Annotated in this window: 17 protein-coding genes; 6 read left to right on the top strand and 11 right to left on the bottom strand. The window is 55.0% G+C overall.

Features of this window, described 5'->3' with window-relative positions; all coding sequences use genetic code 11:
• Positions 1-29: 29 nt before the first annotated feature.
• The 6 genes from BMX91_RS13675 to BMX91_RS13645 all read right to left on the bottom strand — a co-directional run bounded on the left by BMX91_RS13675 (position 30) and on the right by BMX91_RS13645 (position 7,023).
• On the bottom strand, positions 30-506 hold the full coding sequence (locus BMX91_RS13675) for a DinB family protein (protein WP_092055430.1): 477 nt from the start codon (positions 504-506) through the stop codon (positions 30-32).
• Positions 507-564: 58 nt separating this feature from the next.
• Positions 565-2,112 (bottom strand): PH domain-containing protein, encoded by a 1,548-nt coding sequence (locus BMX91_RS13670; protein ID WP_177168401.1) that lies wholly within the window; start codon positions 2,110-2,112, stop codon positions 565-567.
• On the bottom strand, positions 2,105-2,584 hold the full coding sequence (locus BMX91_RS13665) for a PH domain-containing protein (protein WP_092055425.1): 480 nt from the start codon (positions 2,582-2,584) through the stop codon (positions 2,105-2,107). Before BMX91_RS13665 ends, BMX91_RS13670 begins: the two co-directional genes overlap by 8 nt.
• Before the next feature lie 203 nt (positions 2,585-2,787).
• Positions 2,788-4,236: a DEAD/DEAH box helicase gene (locus BMX91_RS13660; protein WP_092055423.1), complete on the bottom strand. Its 1,449-nt coding sequence runs from the start codon at positions 4,234-4,236 to the stop codon at positions 2,788-2,790.
• Positions 4,237-4,551: 315 nt separating this feature from the next.
• A complete protein-coding gene (locus tag BMX91_RS13650) occupies positions 4,552-5,928 on the bottom strand; it encodes a UDP-N-acetylmuramoyl-tripeptide--D-alanyl-D-alanine ligase (protein WP_092055418.1) in 1,377 nt (458 codons plus the stop codon).
• Between the two features lie 12 nt (positions 5,929-5,940).
• Positions 5,941-7,023, bottom strand: coding sequence for a D-alanine--D-alanine ligase (locus BMX91_RS13645; RefSeq protein WP_092055415.1), 1,083 nt, complete (start codon positions 7,021-7,023; stop codon positions 5,941-5,943).
• Positions 7,024-7,246: 223 nt separating this feature from the next.
• On the opposite strand from BMX91_RS13645, the gene BMX91_RS13640 reads away from it, so the two are divergent.
• Positions 7,247-8,431, top strand: a complete 1,185-nt coding sequence (locus BMX91_RS13640; RefSeq protein ID WP_092055414.1) for an FtsW/RodA/SpoVE family cell cycle protein — start codon at positions 7,247-7,249, stop codon at positions 8,429-8,431.
• 51 nt (positions 8,432-8,482) lie between these two features.
• Here BMX91_RS13640 and BMX91_RS15815 read toward each other — a convergent pair whose 3' ends face one another.
• On the bottom strand, positions 8,483-8,620 hold the full coding sequence (locus BMX91_RS15815) for an Lmo0850 family protein (RefSeq protein WP_177168400.1): 138 nt from the start codon (positions 8,618-8,620) through the stop codon (positions 8,483-8,485).
• Between the two features lie 261 nt (positions 8,621-8,881).
• On the opposite strand from BMX91_RS15815, the gene BMX91_RS13635 reads away from it, so the two are divergent.
• The 3 genes from BMX91_RS13635 (at position 8,882) to BMX91_RS13625 (ending at position 10,840) form a co-directional block, all read left to right on the top strand.
• Complete coding sequence (locus BMX91_RS13635) at positions 8,882-9,190, top strand: metal-sensitive transcriptional regulator (protein ID WP_092055483.1); 309 nt, start codon at positions 8,882-8,884, stop codon at positions 9,188-9,190.
• A 14-nt stretch (positions 9,191-9,204) separates the two neighbouring features.
• Positions 9,205-9,414 carry a copper chaperone CopZ gene (gene copZ, locus BMX91_RS13630; protein ID WP_092055411.1) on the top strand — a complete coding sequence of 70 codons (210 nt, stop codon included), beginning with the start codon at positions 9,205-9,207 and terminating at the stop codon, positions 9,412-9,414.
• A gap of 259 nt (positions 9,415-9,673) precedes the next feature.
• Positions 9,674-10,840 carry an MFS transporter gene (locus tag BMX91_RS13625; RefSeq protein WP_092055408.1) on the top strand — a complete coding sequence of 389 codons (1,167 nt, stop codon included), beginning with the start codon at positions 9,674-9,676 and terminating at the stop codon, positions 10,838-10,840.
• Between the two features lie 177 nt (positions 10,841-11,017).
• Here BMX91_RS13625 and BMX91_RS13620 read toward each other — a convergent pair whose 3' ends face one another.
• Positions 11,018-12,679 (bottom strand): sensor domain-containing protein, encoded by a 1,662-nt coding sequence (locus BMX91_RS13620; protein WP_092055406.1) that lies wholly within the window; start codon positions 12,677-12,679, stop codon positions 11,018-11,020.
• Between the two features lie 106 nt (positions 12,680-12,785).
• Complete coding sequence (locus BMX91_RS13615) at positions 12,786-14,105, bottom strand: MFS transporter (RefSeq protein WP_092055404.1); 1,320 nt, start codon at positions 14,103-14,105, stop codon at positions 12,786-12,788.
• Between the two features lie 397 nt (positions 14,106-14,502).
• On the opposite strand from BMX91_RS13615, the gene BMX91_RS13610 reads away from it, so the two are divergent.
• A complete protein-coding gene (locus BMX91_RS13610; protein ID WP_177168399.1) occupies positions 14,503-15,747 on the top strand; it encodes a helix-turn-helix domain-containing protein in 1,245 nt (414 codons plus the stop codon).
• A 42-nt stretch (positions 15,748-15,789) separates the two neighbouring features.
• Here BMX91_RS13610 and BMX91_RS13605 read toward each other — a convergent pair whose 3' ends face one another.
• On the bottom strand, positions 15,790-17,181 hold the full coding sequence (locus BMX91_RS13605; protein ID WP_092055400.1) for an L-cystine transporter: 1,392 nt from the start codon (positions 17,179-17,181) through the stop codon (positions 15,790-15,792).
• Between the two features lie 191 nt (positions 17,182-17,372).
• Between BMX91_RS13605 and cls the strand changes: the two genes are divergently transcribed.
• Positions 17,373-18,824: a cardiolipin synthase gene (gene cls, locus BMX91_RS13600; RefSeq protein ID WP_092055397.1), complete on the top strand. Its 1,452-nt coding sequence runs from the start codon at positions 17,373-17,375 to the stop codon at positions 18,822-18,824.
• A 125-nt stretch (positions 18,825-18,949) separates the two neighbouring features.
• Here cls and BMX91_RS13595 read toward each other — a convergent pair whose 3' ends face one another.
• A complete protein-coding gene (locus BMX91_RS13595; RefSeq protein WP_092055395.1) occupies positions 18,950-19,840 on the bottom strand; it encodes a M15 family metallopeptidase in 891 nt (296 codons plus the stop codon).
• Positions 19,841-19,849: the final 9 nt, after the last annotated feature.

Here is a 19,849-nt window from a genome sequence, read left to right as displayed (position 1 = left end):
GTGCCGCTTTGCGGTCCGGGATTTTTCTGTCACTCAGCGGCACGGATCAGTTTCCTCATCTGCCTGATTGTCTCCAGATGAAGGGCTTCATGGTAAAACGAGAACAGCAGTGTTTCGCCGGTCATGCGGAATGTGAGGCCCATGCGGTTCGTGAACGGTTCCGGAAGCGGCTCGTCCAGGCGGCCTGCCCGCAGCTTTTGAAGACGCTCCGTCTGGGTGTCCAGTTCCTCCCTGATCTCGATCAGAGACGGGGGCTCACTCTTCCAATCAGACGGCTTCGTGCCCGCAGCAAAGTACTCCGGGTATTTCGCAGCCAGCTCCATCTCTTCGCCTGCCACTTCCAGGGCGAGCCGCTCCTGGATAAACAGGATATGCCCAAAATTCCAGTGGATATTGTTGCTGAACCCGTCTGGAATAATGCCCGCAATTTCCTCGGGTGTTTCGTCCAGGCATTTCAGCGTCATCTCACGGACCGTCTGCATATGGCGAAATATAAGCTCTTCCAACCCGACCCCTCCTGTCAGAAAAGGGCCTCCCGGCTCGGGGAGGCCCGTCTGTATGAACTTATTCGCCTTCGGCGGCAGGAGTTCCTTCAACGGAAGCCGGTGTCTGCGCCCGATTTCTCGGGTCGTACCAATCCATCAGCAGGTCCGCATCCGCCTCATCGATATGGCGGATGGGTGCTTTGCTGGGCATGACGCCAGACTTGAATGCTGCCGTGACAGTCGCGACATTCCTCCGCCTCTGGAAGATGGTCTGATGCTCCTGCATCGATTGGACCCGCTTCCTGAACACATAGACCGTGTGCAGCGTAAAATCACGCCACCGGACGGTCAGCTGGCGATCCCTTACAGCCCAGCCCGCAGAGCGGTGCTGCCAGAGTCCGAGCAGGATAATCAGCGGGATGATGAGCAGCGCAAGCAGGCCATACGGGAACAGGAAGTACCCTGAAGCGGCCGTCAGCGGAATTACCCAAATAAAGTCGAGCCGGTAATAGAACGGACGGGATTTCACAGGAATCCTCTTTAGTTCTCCAGATGTTTCAATATCGGGGAAAAGCTCCGAAAGAAGCCCGTTGACTTCCCGCTTCTTCACGAGCGGGAACAGCCCGATTGCCGCGCCTCCCTCTTTCGCGCTCCCTCCGGCGCTATGCACCTTGACCGATACATAGCCGAGAAGTTTCTGGAACGGGTTCTCGCTCACCCGCACCGCCTGGATGCGCTTCAGCGGTACGGTGACCCGTTTTTTCTCCAGGAGCCCTCTTGAGATGAACAGGTCATCCCCGTCAAACGAGACAGTGAATCCGTAAAATCCGAGGTACGTCCAGGCGACAGACAGGACCCAGCCGACGAGCATCACCGCAAGGACCGCCACGGCGACCATGAACACGCCAAACCGGATAAACGCGACCACTTCGTCATAGATCACGTCAAACGGCAGGATGTCGGCGAACTGCGACAGGAAAATCGCGATCCCGGAGAAGATGATGCCGATCCTTCCCGAGAACGTCGCCAGAAGGAAAATTTCCTTGCGTCCCATCCGGAAAAGGACTTTCGCTTCTTCCTCCGGTTCTTCTGCCGGAAGGACGGCGACCGCTTCTGTCCCATCCTCCTGCACTTCCTGCACGCCTGCACGGCGGCGGCGTTTCGCCTCGGAGATGACCGAGCTCACACGATCCGCCTCCGCACGGGTCACCGCCGTCAGGTCCGCCTCCGCCCCTTCCAGGACGGACGAGTTGCCCGCAGTCTCGATCTTCACCTTGACGAGCCCGAACGGCCGGTGGAAGATCCCTTCCGTGTAATCGACACTCTGGATCCGTTCAAACGGGATATAGCGCTTTTTCTTTACAAACAGCCCGTGCTCGATCCGGAGTTCCCCGTCTTCGAACCAGTAGACGAACCGTTTCCATTTGACGAAGCCGGCAACCGCAGTAAACACGACAAATGCACCAAAAATCAGGATGGTCAGATTATCCAGCCAGAAATTCCCCGACCGTTCCCGTCCAATGCCGTTCGCCACAACGATGACGAGGAGCGGAATGATCGCTTCCTTCAGCGTCTTCAGAAGCTCGATGACAGCAGTGACCCAGTGCAGCCTGTTCTTCTCAGACATCATCTTCCGCCACCCTCGCGAGCACGGAGATCCGGCTCCTCAGCTCGTCGGCCTCTTCCATCTGGAGCGCCGGGATTTCGTGATTGGTCGCGGCCGTCGATACGGTAATGCCGGAGAGGGCATATTTCCTGAGGATCGGGCCCTGGCTCGTGTCGACATGCTGTACCCGGACCATCGGCACGAGCGTCCTCTTTACGATGAACAGCCCATGCTGCAGCTCGATTTCCGTTTCCCTCACTTCGTACCTCCAACGCTGCCATCGGATCTTCGGAAACAGGAAAATCAGCAGATACGCCGCAATCACGGAAACCGCCCCCGACACGATATAAATCCAGATCGGGCCTTCAAATATGTATGCCAGTACACTAGCCGCAATCGCCGGGACAAGGACAATCAGCGTATAGAAGATCCCATGGATCCTCCAGACGGTGAGCCCCTTCTCGGATATGCGGTTCGCCGGTTCTCTTCTCATCCGGTTCACCCCTTCTATGACATCTTTCTATTGTATACGGAAAGGCTTGGGAAACGTTTCATAAATTTAATCATAAAGGGTTGAGACTTTGCAAGGCGGCACTTTGCCAGTTTCAGAACCCTTTCGCAGGCGCATTCATCACTTTCGCCAGAACGCAAAAAAACCCGGAAAGCCTGAACGGCTTTCCGGGTTCTTTAATGTTCTTATCGGTTGCGCGGGCGTCCGCCTGGGCGGCGTCCGTCACGGCGACGGCTGCTGTCGCGGTTGTAGCCGCCGCTTCTGCCGGAGCCACTGCGGCCCTTGTAACCGCCGCCGCGGTTTCCACCACGGAACGGAAGCGGTTTTTCTTCGGTGATTTTGACTGGTGTGCCGTCCGGCTCGCGAGTAAGCGATTTGATCGCTGCTGCGATGAGGTCAATGGCATCGTTATCCTGCAGCATTTCTTCTGCGAGGATGCGATAGTCGTTGAGCTCGTTTTTCTCGACGAGTTCCTTCAGCTGGCTGACGGCAAGCTTTTGCTGGCCGGCCAGCGCTTCGTCCTCGGATGGCGGACGAAGTGGCGTCATGCGCTTTTTCGTTGTTTCCTCAACCGTGCGGAGGTAACCCATCTCACGCGGTGTGACGAATGTGACTGCAACCCCGCTCTTGCCTGCACGGCCGGTACGGCCGATGCGGTGGACATAGCTTTCAGGGTCCTGTGGAATGTCGAAGTTGTAGACGTGTGTGACGCCCGAGATATCAAGGCCACGTGCAGCAACGTCAGTCGCAACGAGGATATCGATCTTGCCTTCTTTGAACTGGCGTAGGACCGACAGGCGCTTTGCCTGTGTCAGGTCGCCGTGGATGCCTTCTGCGAGGTATCCGCGGAGGTTGAGTGCTTGTGCCACTTCATCGACGCGGCGCTTTGTGCGGCCGAAGATGATTGCGAGTTCAGGCGTGTGAACGTTCAGCAGGCGTGTGAGGGCATCGAACTTTTCGCGTTCCTGCGCTTTCACGAAGAACTGCTCGATGTTCTCGACCGTCATCTCCTTCGCCTTGACGCGAACTTCTGCAGGCGAGTGCATGTAGCTGTCCGCGATTTTGCGGATCGGGCCAGGCATCGTTGCGGAGAAGAGAAGCGTCTGGCGCTCGGACGGGACGTTCTCGAGGATCGCATTGATGTCCTCGATAAAGCCCATGTTCAGCATTTCATCAGCTTCGTCAAGGACGAGCGTTTCGACGCCGTGAAGCTTCATCGTTCCGCGCTTGATGTGGTCGAGGATCCGGCCTGGCGTACCGACGACGATCTGCGGACGGTTGCGCAGCGCGCGGATCTGGCGGCCGATTTCCTGTCCGCCGTAGACGGAGAGGATGCGTGCGCGCTTGCCGTAGCCGATTCGGTAGATCTCTTCAGAGACCTGAATCGCAAGTTCACGCGTCGGTGCGATGATCAGAGCCTGGATGTCCGGGTTCTGTGTATCGATCTTCTCGATGATCGGAACGCCGAATGCGGTCGTCTTGCCCGTACCTGTCTGTGCCTGGCCGATAACGTCCTTGCCGCCGAGAGCGAGCGGAATCGTTTCTTCCTGGATTGCTGTCGCCTCTTCAAACCCCATGCGTTCGAGTGAAAGCTGTGTAGTGTCGCTGATGTTCAGTTCAGAAAACTTTGTCAAATGTGTCAATCTCCTTATCCTTCATGTGATCATTGGATCCATTTTCAAATGAAGTCCGGCATGCCGTGCCGTTTCGGAGTTTTTCAGTGTTGTCCGCCGTTCCGTCCTGGCGGGCAGTGCGCTCGAAAAGTTCCGGTTGCTGCCGGGCGGTCCGACCGGAGAGGAACACGCCCTTCAACCGAACCGTTTCAAAAAAAACAACTCTTCCTCAATATGCGAAGAGTTCCCGTTCAAATGTATCCAATAGTTAGCAGTATAACACGGCACGGCTCTTCTTGCAATGAAACCGGCGCGGGCAAGTGCCCGCGGGTTCATTTATAGATTGTCCGCAAGCTCACCGATGATACGCTCCAATGCCATCCCTCGCGAGCCTTTCAGCAAAATCAGCGGAGCATGTTCCAGCCGCTCATGCAATTTGGCAGTGATCGGATACAGGTCTTCTCCGCTCCAGACAAGCCGGTCCGCCGGGAACTTCCCTTCCAGCTTCCGGTACAGGTGCTCCATCCTCGGCCCGAAAAGACATACCCCGTCAAAGTCTGCAGGATCCAGCTCTCCCTCAAGCCCTTCATGCGCCGGCACTTCCAAAACACCGAGCTCGAGCATATCGCCAAGGACTGCCCACTTTTCGTCACGGAGCTTCGAGTCCCGCACAAATCCAAGTGCAGCACGCACGGAAGTAGGCGCCGCATTATAGGCATCGTTGATGAAAAGCGATCCATGCGGCCCTTCCACTGTCTGCATGCGCATGCCGGTCAGCTCGACCTGCTTCAGCGCCTCTCTGATCTGGTCTTCTGAAAGGCCCGCTTCCTTCCCTATCAGAATGGCTGCGAGAGCGTTTTTCGCCTGGTGGGCGCCAAGGACGGAAATCATAAACTCTCCCTCAATGATCCCCTCTGTACGGAAGATGCTGCCCGCTTCCGACGGTTCGACCGACAATAGACGGAGGCCACACGCTTCCCCTTTCCCGAACGGCACGGCCGTGTTTTCCGGGAGCTTTTCGGCATGTGGAACGAGCAGCGGCTCGTCGCCGTCGTAGAACAATCTCCCGCCTGTCAGAAGGCCGTCAGTGATTTCCGACTTCGCCTCAGCGATGCCTTCACGAGAACCGAGGTCCTGCATATGCGCCTCGCCGATGTTTGTGATGACCGCATACTTAGGCCGTGCAAGCTCAGAAAGGAACGAAATCTCGCCAAAGCCGCTCATGCCCATCTCAAGCACCGCGTATTCGGTATCCTCGGGAAGAGACAGGATTGTCAGAGGGAGGCCAAGCTGATTGTTGTAGTTCCCTTCTGTCTTGCGGACACGGAAATACGGCGACAGCGTGCCGGCGACCAGGTCCTTCGTGGATGTCTTGCCATTAGAGCCGGTGATGCCGATAAAGACGGCTTCCAGTTCATCGCGGTAGCGGCGCGCCATCTGCTGAAGCGCCTGTTCGGGATTTTCGACGAACAGCACCGGAAGGTCTTCCGGTGCTCCGTCCACGCCGTTTTGCCAGAGAGTGGCCGCAGCCCCCTTTTCGAATGCCTGCCGGACAAACCGGTGGCCGTCTGCCTGTTCTCCTTTAAAAGGGATGAACAGGTCGCCTTTGTTCAAAGTACGGGTATCGATCGAAACGCCCGTCACGGTCGCATCGCCGTTTTCAACGGCCGGCAGTCCGAGCCAGTGCGCAATCTCATTCAATGTTCGTTTCATAAAAGGATACCCTCAATCTCTGTTCATATTCAGCAACTGTTTTTCCTGATAGCGTTCAAGCGCCAGACGGATCAGTTCCTCAAGCAGTTCCGGATAGGTCATGCCGGAATTCTGCCAGAGGAGGGGAAACATGCTGGTCGGTGTAAAACCTGGCATCGTGTTGACTTCATTGATGAGGACGCCGCCCTCTTTCGTAAGGAAAAAGTCCGCGCGCACGAGCCCTGAACAGTCAAGTACTTTAAACGCGGCCTTTGCTGCCCGCTCCATCTCTTCAGCCGCCTCTTCCGGAACATCTGCCGGGATGGTCAGCACGGTGTTGCCGTCCATGTATTTTGAATCATAATCATAAAAATCGGAGGCGGAGCTGATTTCACCCACAACCGAGCATTTCGGTTCATCGTTGCCGAGCAGGCCCATTTCGATCTCGCGTGCGTCGACACCCTGCTCGATGATGACTTTGCGGTCATAGCGCAGCGCTTCCTCAATTGCTCCGATGAGGCTTTCACGGTCAGATGCTTTCGAGATGCCGACACTTGAGCCAAGGTTTGCCGGCTTGACGAATACCGGCCAGCCAAGCATTTCTTCTGACTCCCTGAGTATACCGTCCCGGTTTTTGTTCCATTCGCTGCGGATAAAGTGGACATACGGCACCTGGTTCAGCCCGGCCTGGGCGAACAGCTGCTTCATGACGACTTTATCCATGCCGGCCGAAGAGGCAAGCACCCCGTTACCGACATACGGAAGATCAAGGACTTCCAGGAGGCCCTGCACGGTGCCGTCTTCACCGTTCGGTCCGTGAAGGAGCGGGATGACGACAGGCGGTGCATCGGGCGTCTGCCCTGCAAGAGCGGCAATGCCATCCGTCAGACGGTCCGGCGCGTTTGTGCCGTTTTCCCCGATCATCAGGTCGGTGACATTTTCGGCCGGTGCTTCAAGGAGCGGACCCGGACGCCATTCACCGTCCGGCGTGATGAATACCGGCGTGATGTCATAACGCCCAAAATCAAGTGCATGGGTGACGGCGCGGGCTGTCGAAAGCGATACTTCATGCTCCGCGGATTTGCCCCCGTATAGAAGAAAGATACGATTTTTCATGGTTAACCTCCATGTCTTGGATACTATCAGTGTAGCATGATGGGGCCATCCCGTTACAGCAGGCCAAGGAAAAAAACTCCTGCAATCGGACGATGAAACATTTTCCAGCTTGCTGCGTCCTTTAGTGACGGAAGTCAGACAGGCAATCGGCATCCGCTTGCGGTATAATGGAGCGTATTGCCGTAACCTTTCTGTGAATCTTTGAAACGACCGGGTGATCATCATGAAACTGAATAATCGGCCGTCAGACCGCTTCGACTGGACGCTGGCTTTTATCCTGCTGCTTTTTCTTATCGTGAGCACAGTTGCCATCGCATCGGCGCAGACGACCGGCCAATATAATATTAATTTTGTTCCATCCCAGATCCAATGGTATGTCGTCGGGGCCGCCATCATCGCCGTGATGATGTATTTTGATCCCGAGCAGTACAAAAAGGCGGCCTGGATCATCTACGGAGGCGGGGTTTTCCTCCTGTTCATGCTCTTTATCCTGCCCGAAGGGATGGAACTTGTCGCACGGCGGAATAACGCGAAAAGCTGGTTCCACCTGCCGGGACTCGGCAGCATCCAGCCCGCGGAATTCATGAAGACCTTCTATATCATCGGGGCTGCACGTCTCATCACGATGCACAACGAAAACAACCTGAACCGCACACCGCAGACTGACCTGTTACTGCTCGCCAAGATCATGGGCCTCCTGATCGTTCCGCTGTTCTTCATCATGAAACAGCCGGACCTCGGGACCGCCCTCGTCTTTATCGCGATTACCGCAGCGCTCATCCTCGTTTCCGGCATCACCTGGAAAATCATCGTCCCCCTGTATGCGGGAACCGCTGCATTCGGCGCGATCCTGATCTGGATGGCCGTCTACATGCAGGATTTTCTCGTGAAGACGTTCGGATTCAGCGCGTACCAGTTTGCCAGGATCTACTCCTGGCTGGATCCGTACGCCTATCCGTCCGATGAAGGCCGCCACCTGATCACATCACTGAATGCGATCGGTTCCGGCATGATCGGAGGAAAGGGCTTCCAGGGCCGTGAAGTGTACGTCCCGGAAGCCCATACGGATTTTATCTTCGCAATCATCGGCGAGGACTGGGGATTCATCGGTGCAAGCCTCGTCATCAGTCTGTACTTTGTCCTGATCTACCACCTGACCCGGACGACACTCCAGCTGAAGGACCCGTTTTCTACTTATGTGTGTACGGGCATCATTGCCATGATCACGTTCCACGTGTTCCAAAACGTCGGCATGACGATCCAGCTTCTGCCTATCACAGGAATTCCGCTTCCGCTCATCAGTTATGGCGGGAGTTCCATCATGGGCAACATGCTCGCCCTGGGACTCGTCTTCAGCATGAAGTTCCACCACAGGACTTATATGTTCTCGGCTGACCCGGAAGAATAAGGTACAAAAAGCTCCCGCCTCTCATCACTGAGGCGGGAGCTTTTATGAAGCTTAGGTCGTGGGTGCCTGGGAGCCAGAGGGCGGCGCAAGAGCTTTCAGCAAATCGAGGCGCGACTTGGTCAGCGTCACGGGTATGCCTAATGCTGTAATCCGCTCTGCAATCGTCTTGACGTCCTGTTTCTGGGCCATCCGTTCCACCTCTTCCTTCCTTCAATATGACGCGGCAACCGGGGGAAAGTTGCTTTAAAAATGGATGATGCCGAACGTTCTATATACACATCCTTACTATACCACCGGCCCACTGTCTCAAATCTTTCAATCCTGTTACAATTGTTGCCATCAAGTAAATATTTTATTCTGAATAAACGGAGTTCAAATTGTTTGTCCGCATACCCCTTATTGGTATAATAAAAACAGCAAAGGAGGCGGTGCCCATTGACGACCGAGCCAATGGAAATTCCAGTTCAGGACGAGTCCTGCCGGAAAAGCCACCAGACGCCGGAGGTAAAGAAAAACCTCGCCACCCGGCTTAACCGGATCGAAGGCCAGGTGCGCGGCATCCGCGGGATGATCGAGCGGGATGTGTACTGCGACGATGTAATCACCCAGCTCGCGGCGACCCAGTCTGCGCTCAACAGCGTCGCACGGATCCTCCTTGACGGACACCTGAAAGGGTGTGTCCGCGACCGGCTGCTTGAAGGCGACGACGAAGTGCTTGATGAACTGACCGTCACCATCCAAAAACTGATGAGAAAATAAGGAGGAGATCCATAATGGCAACCAATCTTGTACTGCAGGTGGAAGGCATGAGCTGCAACCACTGTGTCAACTCTGTTGAAAATGCGGTCCGCGCACTAAACGGCGCGGATACTGTAAAGGTCAACCTTGAAGCGGGCACCGTGGAAGTCGCCTATAATGAAGACATTGTAAACGACCAGCAGATCAAGGATGCAATCGAAGAACAGGGCTACGACGTAAAGTAACAAACGGTTTAGGGACTGGATGAAATGCAAAGCCGCTCTCCGATTGGAGGGTGGCTTTTTTGAGGTACGCAGGGACGTCGTTCATGCAACCCACTCTCTCCCTCTGATTCATCACTTTCAGCACTCCATTCGTCACTTTCAAAATTCCAATTATCACATTCGCCAATCTATGCGCCGATGCCGCCTTTATTTGTCACTCCCCCACTCTGCGGAGTAGAATGGACGCATCACATGTTTTTCCTGAAAGCGGGTCATCTTGATGAAAAAATCAATTCTCCTACTCATGTCCGTCCAGTTTTTCGTCTATCTGGGATTCGGAATCATCATCCCGGTGCTGCCCGAGGTTGTCGTGGCGCAGGGTTTTGATGAGATGCATGTCGGCGGTCTCCTGACCGTCTATGCGCTGGCATCTTTTTTTACCGCTCCGCTTTGGGGGGCATATTCCGACCGGACCGGCCGCAAGAAGCTGATTGCAATCGGGCTCGCCGGCTTCAGCCTGAGCTTTTTCCTGTTTGCGGCGTTTACCGATTCCCTTGCGCTGATGTACCTGTCCAGAGTGATCGGCGGACTGTTCTCTGGTGCGCTTTACACTGCAGTCACCGGCTTTGTCGCTGACCTGACAGATGAGGAGAACCGCAACAAGTACATGGGACTCCTCGGCATGTCGATCGGCCTCGGCTTTATCTTTGGTCCGGCAATCGGCGGAATCCTTGGTGACATCCGCCTGTCGCTTCCATTTACCGCTTCGGGCATCCTTGTCCTGATCCTGCTCGTTTACGCCATGGCTGTCCTGAAGGAGCCGGAACGAAAGGGCGAAGCGAAAAAGCGCGCGATTGTTCCAGAAGGGGCAAGCCGGCTTTGGGGCTACCGCGTACGCTACCTGTTCCTGATGTCGTTCATGGTGACCTTCCTCCTCGCCGGCATCGAAGCGACGTTCCAGCTTTTCCAGATTCACAAGATCGAAATCACACCGAAACAGATCGGTTACTTGTTCCTCTTTAGCGGTCTGGTCGATGCGGCTATCCAGGGAGGCGTCGTCCGCCGGGTCAAGGACGGCATGGAAACAAAGGTCATCATGATTGCCCAGATCATTACCGCTGCAGGGCTTGTCCTTCTGGTATTCACAGGCAGCCTGTTCTGGGCGGGGCTCTCCCTCTGTGTGTTCACGGCCGGGAATGCACTTGCGCGCACGGTCCTTGTGTCACTCACCACGAAGGAATCTGGCGGCCGATACGGTACCGCCGCCGGCATGAGCTACTCCATGGATAACGTGGGACGCATCGCGGGACCGCTCCTTTTCACTTGGCTGTTCACTCAGATGCCGGACGGCGTCTACTGGATTTCTGCCGCACTTGCCGTACTCTCAGTGGCGCTGATCGTCCTTTACAGGAAATCAGGGAAATCATTGCGGGAATCTGCCGCCTGATATTTGAAAGCCGCTCCGGATTTTTCCGGAGCGGCTTTTTCTGATTGTGGCTGCGTTGCGCCGGACTATCGGACTCTCGCTATAATTGCTTGGACTCCCATTAGTTCCACTTGGACACTCGTTGCCGCTGCCTGGCCTTTCGGCAACCTGGCCTGGTCTTTCGTTGCCGGACAGCTCTCACTCCACAATCCGGTACCGGTTCGGGCCTTCCTGCTTGGCCTCGTACATGGACCGGTCTGCGAGCTTCAGCAGAACATCGGTGGTGGTGCGGCCCGGAGCGGCAAAGGCGATGCCGATGCTGGTGCTGACAGGAATCACATGCCCGCCGGCGACGATCGGCTCCTTGAGGGCAGCGATGATGCGGCCGGCAAGCATTTCGGCTTGCGCGTGGGTCGAGCAGTCCGCAATGAGGATGACAAACTCGTCACCGCCGAAGCGGGCCGCCAGGACATGGTCTGCCGCATCTTCAATGCGGTGGCTAAATGCACGGATCACATCATCCCCGACGCTGTGGCCCCAAGTGTCGTTGACCTTCTTGAAGCGGTCAAGGTCCATCAGGGCGACGGCGAATGGACGGCCCGTCCGGTGATACTCGTTCACCCGATCCTCCAACCGGTTCAGGAACAGTCGCCGGTTCGGCAGGCCGGTCAGCTGGTCATGATAAGCATAATGCTCGAGGCGCTCTTCCTCCGCTTTCTGCCTGCTGATGTCCCGGACGACGATGACCATATGCAGGAATTCACCGTCCGGTCCGCGGACGGGGGACGCATTGAGTTCGGACCAAATCCAATCCCCGTTCTTATGGAGAACCCGGAGACGAATGCGGAAGATATGACGGCCTTCAAGAATTTCTTTATATCCCCTGACCAAATCCGGGAAGTCATCCGGATGGATCAGATCCTCCGTAGCTTTTCCGACGACATCGTCCACTTCGTAACCGTATTGGGGCTTTGCGGACGGCGAGGCGTACAACAGCCGCCAACTGCCGTCGATTGTGACGATGACGTCTCTCACGTTATCGGCAATAATCTTAAACTGGTTCTGGCTTTCCAGATAAAGATCAGCCAATTTGTCGAGTTCACGCATATCCTTCAAGTTTGCATAATAGCCGATCGGCTTTCCATCACGGTCAATCGGTGTGAACTTCAGCAGGCAGCCCACTAGCCCGCCATTTTCGGTCATGACATTGACCCGCACATCCTGAAGCCGGCCATCTGCCGCCAGACTAAAAGCCGCTTCTGCCATGCAGCGATCCTGCTCCGGAATAAGACCGGAAAATAATTTGCCGTCAAGGGCTTCGCTTGAAAGCCCTAAAAGTCGGAGAGCTGCCGTATTTGCCTCAATGATCACACCTGCCGGATCAAGTTCCAGTACGGCGTCGCCATTATTCTCGAATAGTGCCCGGAAGCGGGAAGTGCTTTCCTCAAGGCGGCGGATCATCCCCCGCCGCATGAACTCCCCTTGTTTCCTGCCCGTGATATCCTTGGCGAGCACAGCGATATAACGAACATCCCTTTCTTCGGGTAGCGGCGTCAATGTCACTTCCGTAAACCATTCAGCTCCGTCCGGAGTATAAAAGTGATCTTCATAGACCGCCTGCCCTCCGCTCTCGGCAACTTCCCTATAACGCTCTGTGAGAAGCCCACCGACTTGATCGCCAAGCACGTCACGGACATTGCTGCCGATAGCCTCTTCTCCGAAGCCAAAGTTTTCACGGGCGGGTCGATTGATCCACTCAAACTTGAACTCTCCGTTGCGCTTCCCGCTTACAACAAACAGCATCTCGCCGAGCCCATCCGATAATACCCGTTCCAGTAAGCCAAGGCCTTCCATCTTCATTGATGATCCCCCATCCGAGTCACTTCTTTGGGTTCATTATAGAGGAAAATCTTGCTAGTAAGAAACCGGACGGGCTTCATCACCCGTCCGGCACTCTGATTCGTGTCTATTTTGTTGCAGGGGCCGGGTTCTTCGGACCTCCGGGGCGCTTCCGGACAAGTTCAGGATGCGCTTTCCGCACCACAGACGGACGCGCCAGGGTCAAGACAACAACGATCAGCACGGCCGCTGACACCATGAGGATCCACTCTGCCGGAAGCAGATCGTACAGAAAACCGTACAGTACAGTCCCGAGTGGCATAAGGGCCATCGCCATCGTTTCCAGGATGGCGAAAACCCGACCTTTGTAGTCGTCATCCACACGCTTTTGCATCATGACCTGGATCGGTGTGTTGACGAGAATCATGACCAGCCCGAAAGCGAACATGACCGTCGCATAGAAAATGAAAAGCGCCATATACGGGAGGCTTACCATCAGCGGAAGAGCGACTGACGCCATAATCAGCCCCATCGTGACAATGCCCCACTTGGAGACGAGAAGCGGATACTTCACTTCTTTCCTGACACTCAGGTATACCGACATGAGGAGCATTCCGACCGCAAAAGCCCCTTCCGTCAGGCCGAAGTGCTCTGAAGCCATTTTCATCTTTTCGATGAGGATGTAAGAATAGCCGACCTGAAAAGCTCCGAACAGGAAGTTGATGAACAGCGAGATCCAGATGATGGACATGATGATCGGCTGTGTCTTCAAGTAGTCCAGGCCGGCCTTCATGCTCTGCAGGAGCTTCTCATTCACATGGCCTTCTCCGGTCTCCTCCCCGGCATCCGCCTTGCGGTTAAACAGGCGGAAATTCATCGTCGCCTCCAAAAGGAGCGCTACGGCTTCCGCCGCCATGAAAAGGATGAGGAACAGGTTCATCGAAACCGTACCGTACAGCAGCCCGCCCACCGCAGGCGCTCCGATGGCGGCAATTGAAATCGACATCTGGTTCAGCGACATCGCTTTCTGGATACGCGCCTCATCGACCAGTCCGGTGATCGCCGCGGAAAACGCGACTCCGGAAAACGATGCCGCCAGCGAGATGACGGCAGTCGTAGCATAGATTGCGGGAAGCGAAAGTCCATATGTCATGCTGACCGCAAGCAATCCACCGACAGACAGCACAATTGCCCCCTGGGCCGTCAGGACGATTGTTTTCTTCGGCCAGCGGTCTGCGGCATAGCCGGCAAACGGTGCTGCGATCGTACGCGGAAGGATGCTGCAAATCAGGTTCATCGCAAAGCTCGTCGCAGATCCTGTGAGCTGGAGGATGTAAAAACTGATGGCAAACGTATAGACCTGGGCACCAAATGCCGATATCAGCTTACTCGCCATGAACGTCCAGATGTGATAGGTAGCGCGGCGGAGTTTCACTGCCTGTTCCATAATTTTCGCTCCTCACTATAATCATTAACTAAATCATAGCACCACGTTTTTCCTGAAACAAGAAAAAGTTAAATCTAATTAAACTTACACAACAAAAAAATAAACTTACATCCAACGTCGTGGTTTCAACACTTCCGCACCTGACTTATCCATCTCATAGTAGGACGGTTTGATTACGGGTTTTACATATGTGTTTTGCTGTCCGGATGTTAAAATGAATTTGCTTGCAAGAACCCTTAAGAAAAGTGAAGTTGCCTGGCGCAGACTCATGGAATGTTCTATGCTGTTCTCCTCCTTGTTTAATCTTATTAAACAAAATATAACATGCCTCCTCTTCACAAGCAAGCATTTGTTTAATACAATTAAACTATGCACGATGATTGGAGGTGTTCCCTTTTTGGATACATTGGGTGAACGAATTCGCCGGCTGCGAAAAAACCGTAAGATGACCCTGCAGGAACTGGCCGGCGACAAAATGTCGAAGGGGATGCTTTCCCTGATTGAAAACAACAAGGCCAAGCCCTCGATGGAGAGCCTGACACATATTGCTGCCCAGCTGAACGTATCCCCCTCCGACCTGCTTGAGGAAAGCAGCCGTGAAGAACTGAAGGGGCTGTTGGACCAGGCAGAGGAATATGCTTCGGTCAGGCTGATTGATGAGGGGGCGAAGGAAGCCAGACAACGCCTCGTAAATCTCGTCAGACCACATATCGGCCAAATGGGAGAAGGATACGAATCCGGCAGGCTGCTGGAAATGTACGGGCGGTCCCTCCATTACCTGGAGGAAGACGGATGGGAAGAACCGATCGACCGGGCAGCCGCCATCTATGATTCGCTGAACATCATCCCAAGACGCGCCGCAATCGGAATGTTCCGCGCCCAGGTGCACTTTACGGAGCGTGACTATGATCGTGCGCTCGGGGTGATGCTCAAAGAACGGAAAGCCATCGAAGAAAGGAGACTGTTCATCGAACCGATGACCCGTCTTGACTTTGATTACCTCCAGGCCGTCCTTCTATATGCAGTCGGCCAAACGGAAGAAGCGATGTCGGTCATGGAAAGCGCCCTTGCGTTTTCCCGGGAAAATGATCTCTACTACCATATGAGTGACTGGTACCGCCTGGCTTCGGTCCATGCGCTGATGGCAGGCATGGATGATGAATATGGACACTACCGAAAAAAGCTTCGCCAATACGCAGAGTTTGCTGATGATAAGGAAGCCGGCGGTTTTCTGGCGTTTCTCGATGTTCATGAACTGAACTCTTTCCGTAACGACCATGCCTCAGCACACCTTCAAATCATGGATTGGCCGGAGGATAAGGTTGCCGCCCTGTCGGACCCTCTCCACTCGCCTTATCTTTCACTTGAAGTCGGAAAGGCACTATCCGGACTAGGCCACCACCAGGAAGCGCTCGAGGCGTTTGAACGTGCACTCGTCCCGCGGGAGTACATCCATCACCCGATCGACCTGTCGATTTTCATGGAGGGGGAAGCCTATAAAGCAGAATCCCTCTGGGCAACAGGTAAAACGGGTGAAGCGCTGGACCTGATCCGTGATGTCCATGAGCGTATCGCTTCCCTTCCCGGGACTCCATACAAAGACCGGGTGGAGCAGATACATAAAAAGCTGAACAGCCTATAAAAAAGATGCCGCCCCTTTAAACGGGACGGCATTTTCTTCGGTTTAAGCATCAATTGGCTGTGTGCGGATATCACCGTTATAAACGTCCCGATCGACTTCCTTGTTCACGGATGCAGCGGTGACGCCTGCCGTCATTGAACCGCTGACGTTAAGGGCAGTGCGGCCCATGTCGATGAGCGGTTCAACAGAGATGAGCACACCGGCCAGAGCGACAGGCAGGTTCATGGCCGAGAGGACGAGTATGGCGGCAAAGGTCGCGCCTCCGCCTACGCCTGCCACACCAAACGAGCTGATCGCGACTACGACAATCAGTGTCGCGATGAAGCCCGGATCAAGCGGATTAATGCCGACGGACGGCGCGATCATGACCGCCAGCATAGCAGGATAAATGCCCGCGCAGCCGTTTTGGCCGATTGACAGCCCGAACGATCCGGCAAAGTTTGCGGTCGCGTCCGGAAGGCCCAGGCGGTCCGTCTGTGTTTTGATGTTGAGCGGCAGCGTACCCGCGCTGGAACGGGAAGTGAACGCGAAAAGAAGCGTCTCCGATGTTTTTTTCAGGTACGTGATCGGGTTCAGGCCGTTGAGTGTGATGATCACCAGATGAATCAGGAACATGATGATCAGCGCCACGTAAGAAGCAATGACGAACTTACCCAGGTTGGCGATCGCACCAAAATCAGAGGTGGCAACCGTGCGCGCCATGATCGCCAGGATGCCGTACGGTGTCAGGCGAAGGATCAGTTTCACGACACGCATGACAAGCGCATAGATTGCATCGATCCCCTTTTTCACCATCGCCGCATTTTCAGGCTCTTTTCTTCCGATTCCGAGATAGGCGACACCTAGGAATGCGGCGAAAATGACGACTCCGATTGTCGAAGTCGGACGTGCACCCGTCAGGTCAAGAAACGGGTTGGCCGGGATCAGCTCGGTAATCTGCCGGGGAAGGGTCTTGTCGGCCACTTCCGCCGAACGCTCCTCAAGCGCAGCTCCGCGCTCCATTTCCGCCGTGCCCTGGACGAGCTCGGACGCATCCAGATTAAAGGCAACTGCAGAACCGATGCCGATCGCTGCGGCAAGCGCAGTCGTTCCGACCAGCATACCGAGGATAAGCCCCGCGTTTTTTCCGAAGTTTTTACCGGTCGACACTTTAGTGAATGCGGCAAGAATTGAGATAAAGACAAGCGGCATGACAATCATCTGCAGAAAGCGGACATATCCCGAGCCGATGATGTTGAACCAGTCAACGGAATCGGCCAGCACTCCGGATTCCGTACCGTAGATAAGATTGAGTGCCAGACCGAACAAAATCCCAAGACCGAGACCCGCAAAAACACGGTTCGAGAACGAGACATGCCGGCGCTGCATATAAAACAGGACCCCGACGAGAACGAGCAAGGCGGCGACATTGATGACAACCAGCCAGGTATTCATGATCATTCCTCCATTATGATGATTTCCTCCGGAGAGGAACGGTTTGATTTGAAAAAACACAAGCAACAGAATATAACCTTTAAACCTATAAGTCAAGTAGGTATTATCAGTATCACCCCCCCTCTATTCGTGTTTTCGGCAGGCTAACGGTATACTGTCCTTAGACAGATCATACGCAACTGGAGGTTTTCATGGCACAGTTCATCACGTACACGACGGTCGCGATCTTTATCCTGAACATCTTCCTCGCGATTGCCCTGATCTTCCTTGAGCGGCGCGATGCGACATCAACCTGGGCATGGCTGCTGGTCCTGTTCTTCATTCCTGTCTTAGGATTCTTCATTTACCTGACGTTCGGCAGGCAGCTGCGAAAAAAACAGCTGTTCCGCTGGGAAGACAGGAACAAAATCGGGATCGAGCAACTCGTCAATTACCAGATCGAGGCGATTGAAGACGGCACCTTCGACTTCAGGCTGGATGATACCGCCCACTATCAAGATATGGTCTACCTACACTTGCGGAACAACCATGCCCTCCTGACCCAGGACAACAATATGGAAATCTTCAACGACGGGGGCAAGAAATTCGAAGCGTTGCTGGATGACCTGGAAAACGCCAAAGACCACATCCATATCCAATACTATATTTTCCGGCTCGATAATCTGGGACAGCGTATTTTGGATATTCTCATCCGGAAAGCGAAAAGCGGTGTCAGGGTACGGGTGCTCTTCGATGATATCGGTTCACGCGGATTGAGGAAGCGCCACTTCCGGGAGCTGACCGCAGCCGGCGGTGAGGTCGAAGCGTTTTTCCCGGCAATCCTTCCGCTCATCAATCCCCGGATGAACTACCGGAATCACCGGAAAATCGCCATCATTGACGGGCGCGTCGGCTATGTGGGCGGATTCAACGTCGGTGATGAATACCTCGGCCTCAACCGCAGATTCGGCTACTGGCGTGACACACACCTGCGGATCGAAGGCAGCGCCGTCCATCCTCTCCAGACACGCTTTATCCTGGACTGGAACCAGGCATCCGCCTCCCACGACATCGAGTATCACGAGCGCTATTTCCCGGCCATTCCCCGGAAAGGTTCCGTCGGGATGCAGATCGTCTCGAGCGGCCCGGACGAACAGTGGGAGCAGATTAAGGACGGCTACTTGAAGATGATCCATCTGGCGAAAAAGTACATCTATATCCAGACTCCTTATTTCATACCTGATGCCAGCTTCCTCGATGCACTGCGGATCGCCTGTTTGTCGGGCATCGATGTACGCATCATGATTCCGAACAAGCCGGACCACATGTTTGTCTATTGGGCGACGTATTCCCATGTGGGCATCCTTCTGCGGGCAGGGGCAAAAGTCTATATTTATGAAAATGGGTTCATCCATGCCAAAATGATCGTCGTCGACGACGAAGTGGCGACGGTCGGCACCGCCAACATCGACGTCCGCAGCTTCAAGCTGAATTTTGAAATCAACGCTTTCATCTATGACCGGGAAAAATCCCATGAGCTGGCGGAGCTGTTTGAACAGGATATGCGGCTTTCAACGGAATTGACCTTGGAAGCCTACCAGAACCGGACCACCAATATCCGATTCAAGGAGTCCGTCTCCCGGCTCCTGTCCCCGATCTTATGAACCAATGAAAAAGCCCTCCCGCACGGAGAAAAACGTGCGGGAGGGCTTTCGATTATAATGAGATTTTCCATTCGGGCCGCAGTACTCCAATTCGCACCCTCTTACTCCAAGTCGGACGGCCGCCCTTATTTCTCGGGCTCCGATGGTTCACCGTGGCTGTCCGGAACGAGCAGGTATTCCTCCAAGGTGATGCCCCTCGAGTGGATTCTGCCGGCAACTTCTTTCCCGACATAGCGGTAGTGCCACGATTCGTGCATATAGCCGGTGATGTCTTCCTTGCCTTCCGGATAGCGGAGGATGAAGCCGAACCTGTGTGCATTGGCAAGCAGCCACTGCCCGGCAGGTGTATCCCCAAAGGATTCACGGGCGTAGTGCTCAGGCTGCGTCGCCTCTCCGATATCGAAAGCAAACCCTGTCTGATGTTCTGAATAGCCGGGGCGCGCGCTGTAGCGGTCCGCCGCCTCTGCTCCGTCTCGTTCCACGTACCGATCATACAATTCCTGCTGCCGTTCATAGGTCCTGAATGTACTGAAGGCGTCCAGATCAAAACCTTCCACGAACGCCGCCGCAGCCATTTCTTCGAATGCTTCACGCGCATCCGGATTTTCACCGGGCGCGAAGTCGGCCGGAAGCGGGTACTTTTTGTTGGCCAGCAGGATGCCGCCGATATAGGTCGGCTCCGCTGGCAGCTCCAGCCCTTCCACATATTCGCCGATGCCGGCAAGCGGGTCGGCTTGAGGTTCCGGCGTGCCGCCTGCAGGCAGCGGATCGGCCTCTGGGTTCTCTTCTTCGGCTGCGTTCCCTCCGCCGGCCGGTTCTTCCGTCCCGGCCGGGCCCGCCTCCTCATCCTGTACAGGCGTTTCTCCGCCAAGTGCCCCTTTGATCCGCTCTGCATCCCATCCGTTCATGCCGGCAAAGACTACCGCTCCTCCGACCAGCAGAGCGACTGCAGCGAGAACGGCGATCCAGACGCCTTTCCCTTCACGCTTCTGCTTCCGTGCATTCATTCTGCCCATTCTTGGTGA

Origin of the sequence: Bhargavaea ginsengi, assembly GCF_900109165.1 — a bacterium.
Classification (GTDB): domain Bacteria; phylum Bacillota; class Bacilli; order Bacillales_A; family Planococcaceae; genus Bhargavaea; species Bhargavaea ginsengi.
This window is presented reverse-complemented; position numbering and strand designations above follow the sequence as displayed.

What these genes read in the sequence shown, in the direction of transcription:
- BMX91_RS13670 (WP_177168401.1), bottom strand. Translation starts at nt 2,112, where the DNA reads ATGTCTGAGAAGAACAGGCTGCACTGGGTCACTGCTGTCATCGAGCTT.
- BMX91_RS13665 (WP_092055425.1), bottom strand. Translation starts at nt 2,584, where the DNA reads ATGAGAAGAGAACCGGCGAACCGCATATCCGAGAAGGGGCTCACCGTC.
- BMX91_RS13650 (WP_092055418.1), bottom strand. Translation starts at nt 5,928, where the DNA reads ATGAAACGAACATTGAATGAGATTGCGCACTGGCTCGGACTGCCGGCC.
- BMX91_RS13645 (WP_092055415.1), bottom strand. Translation starts at nt 7,023, where the DNA reads ATGAAAAATCGTATCTTTCTTCTATACGGGGGCAAATCCGCGGAGCAT.
- BMX91_RS13640 (WP_092055414.1), top strand. Translation starts at nt 7,247, where the DNA reads ATGAAACTGAATAATCGGCCGTCAGACCGCTTCGACTGGACGCTGGCT.
- BMX91_RS15815 (WP_177168400.1), bottom strand. Translation starts at nt 8,620, where the DNA reads ATGGCCCAGAAACAGGACGTCAAGACGATTGCAGAGCGGATTACAGCA.
- BMX91_RS13635 (WP_092055483.1), top strand. Translation starts at nt 8,882, where the DNA reads ATGGAAATTCCAGTTCAGGACGAGTCCTGCCGGAAAAGCCACCAGACG.
- copZ (WP_092055411.1), top strand. Translation starts at nt 9,205, where the DNA reads ATGGCAACCAATCTTGTACTGCAGGTGGAAGGCATGAGCTGCAACCAC.
- BMX91_RS13625 (WP_092055408.1), top strand. Translation starts at nt 9,674, where the DNA reads ATGAAAAAATCAATTCTCCTACTCATGTCCGTCCAGTTTTTCGTCTAT.
- BMX91_RS13620 (WP_092055406.1), bottom strand. Translation starts at nt 12,679, where the DNA reads ATGAAGATGGAAGGCCTTGGCTTACTGGAACGGGTATTATCGGATGGG.
- BMX91_RS13615 (WP_092055404.1), bottom strand. Translation starts at nt 14,105, where the DNA reads ATGGAACAGGCAGTGAAACTCCGCCGCGCTACCTATCACATCTGGACG.
- BMX91_RS13605 (WP_092055400.1), bottom strand. Translation starts at nt 17,181, where the DNA reads ATGAATACCTGGCTGGTTGTCATCAATGTCGCCGCCTTGCTCGTTCTC.
- cls (WP_092055397.1), top strand. Translation starts at nt 17,373, where the DNA reads ATGGCACAGTTCATCACGTACACGACGGTCGCGATCTTTATCCTGAAC.
- BMX91_RS13595 (WP_092055395.1), bottom strand. Translation starts at nt 19,840, where the DNA reads ATGGGCAGAATGAATGCACGGAAGCAGAAGCGTGAAGGGAAAGGCGTC.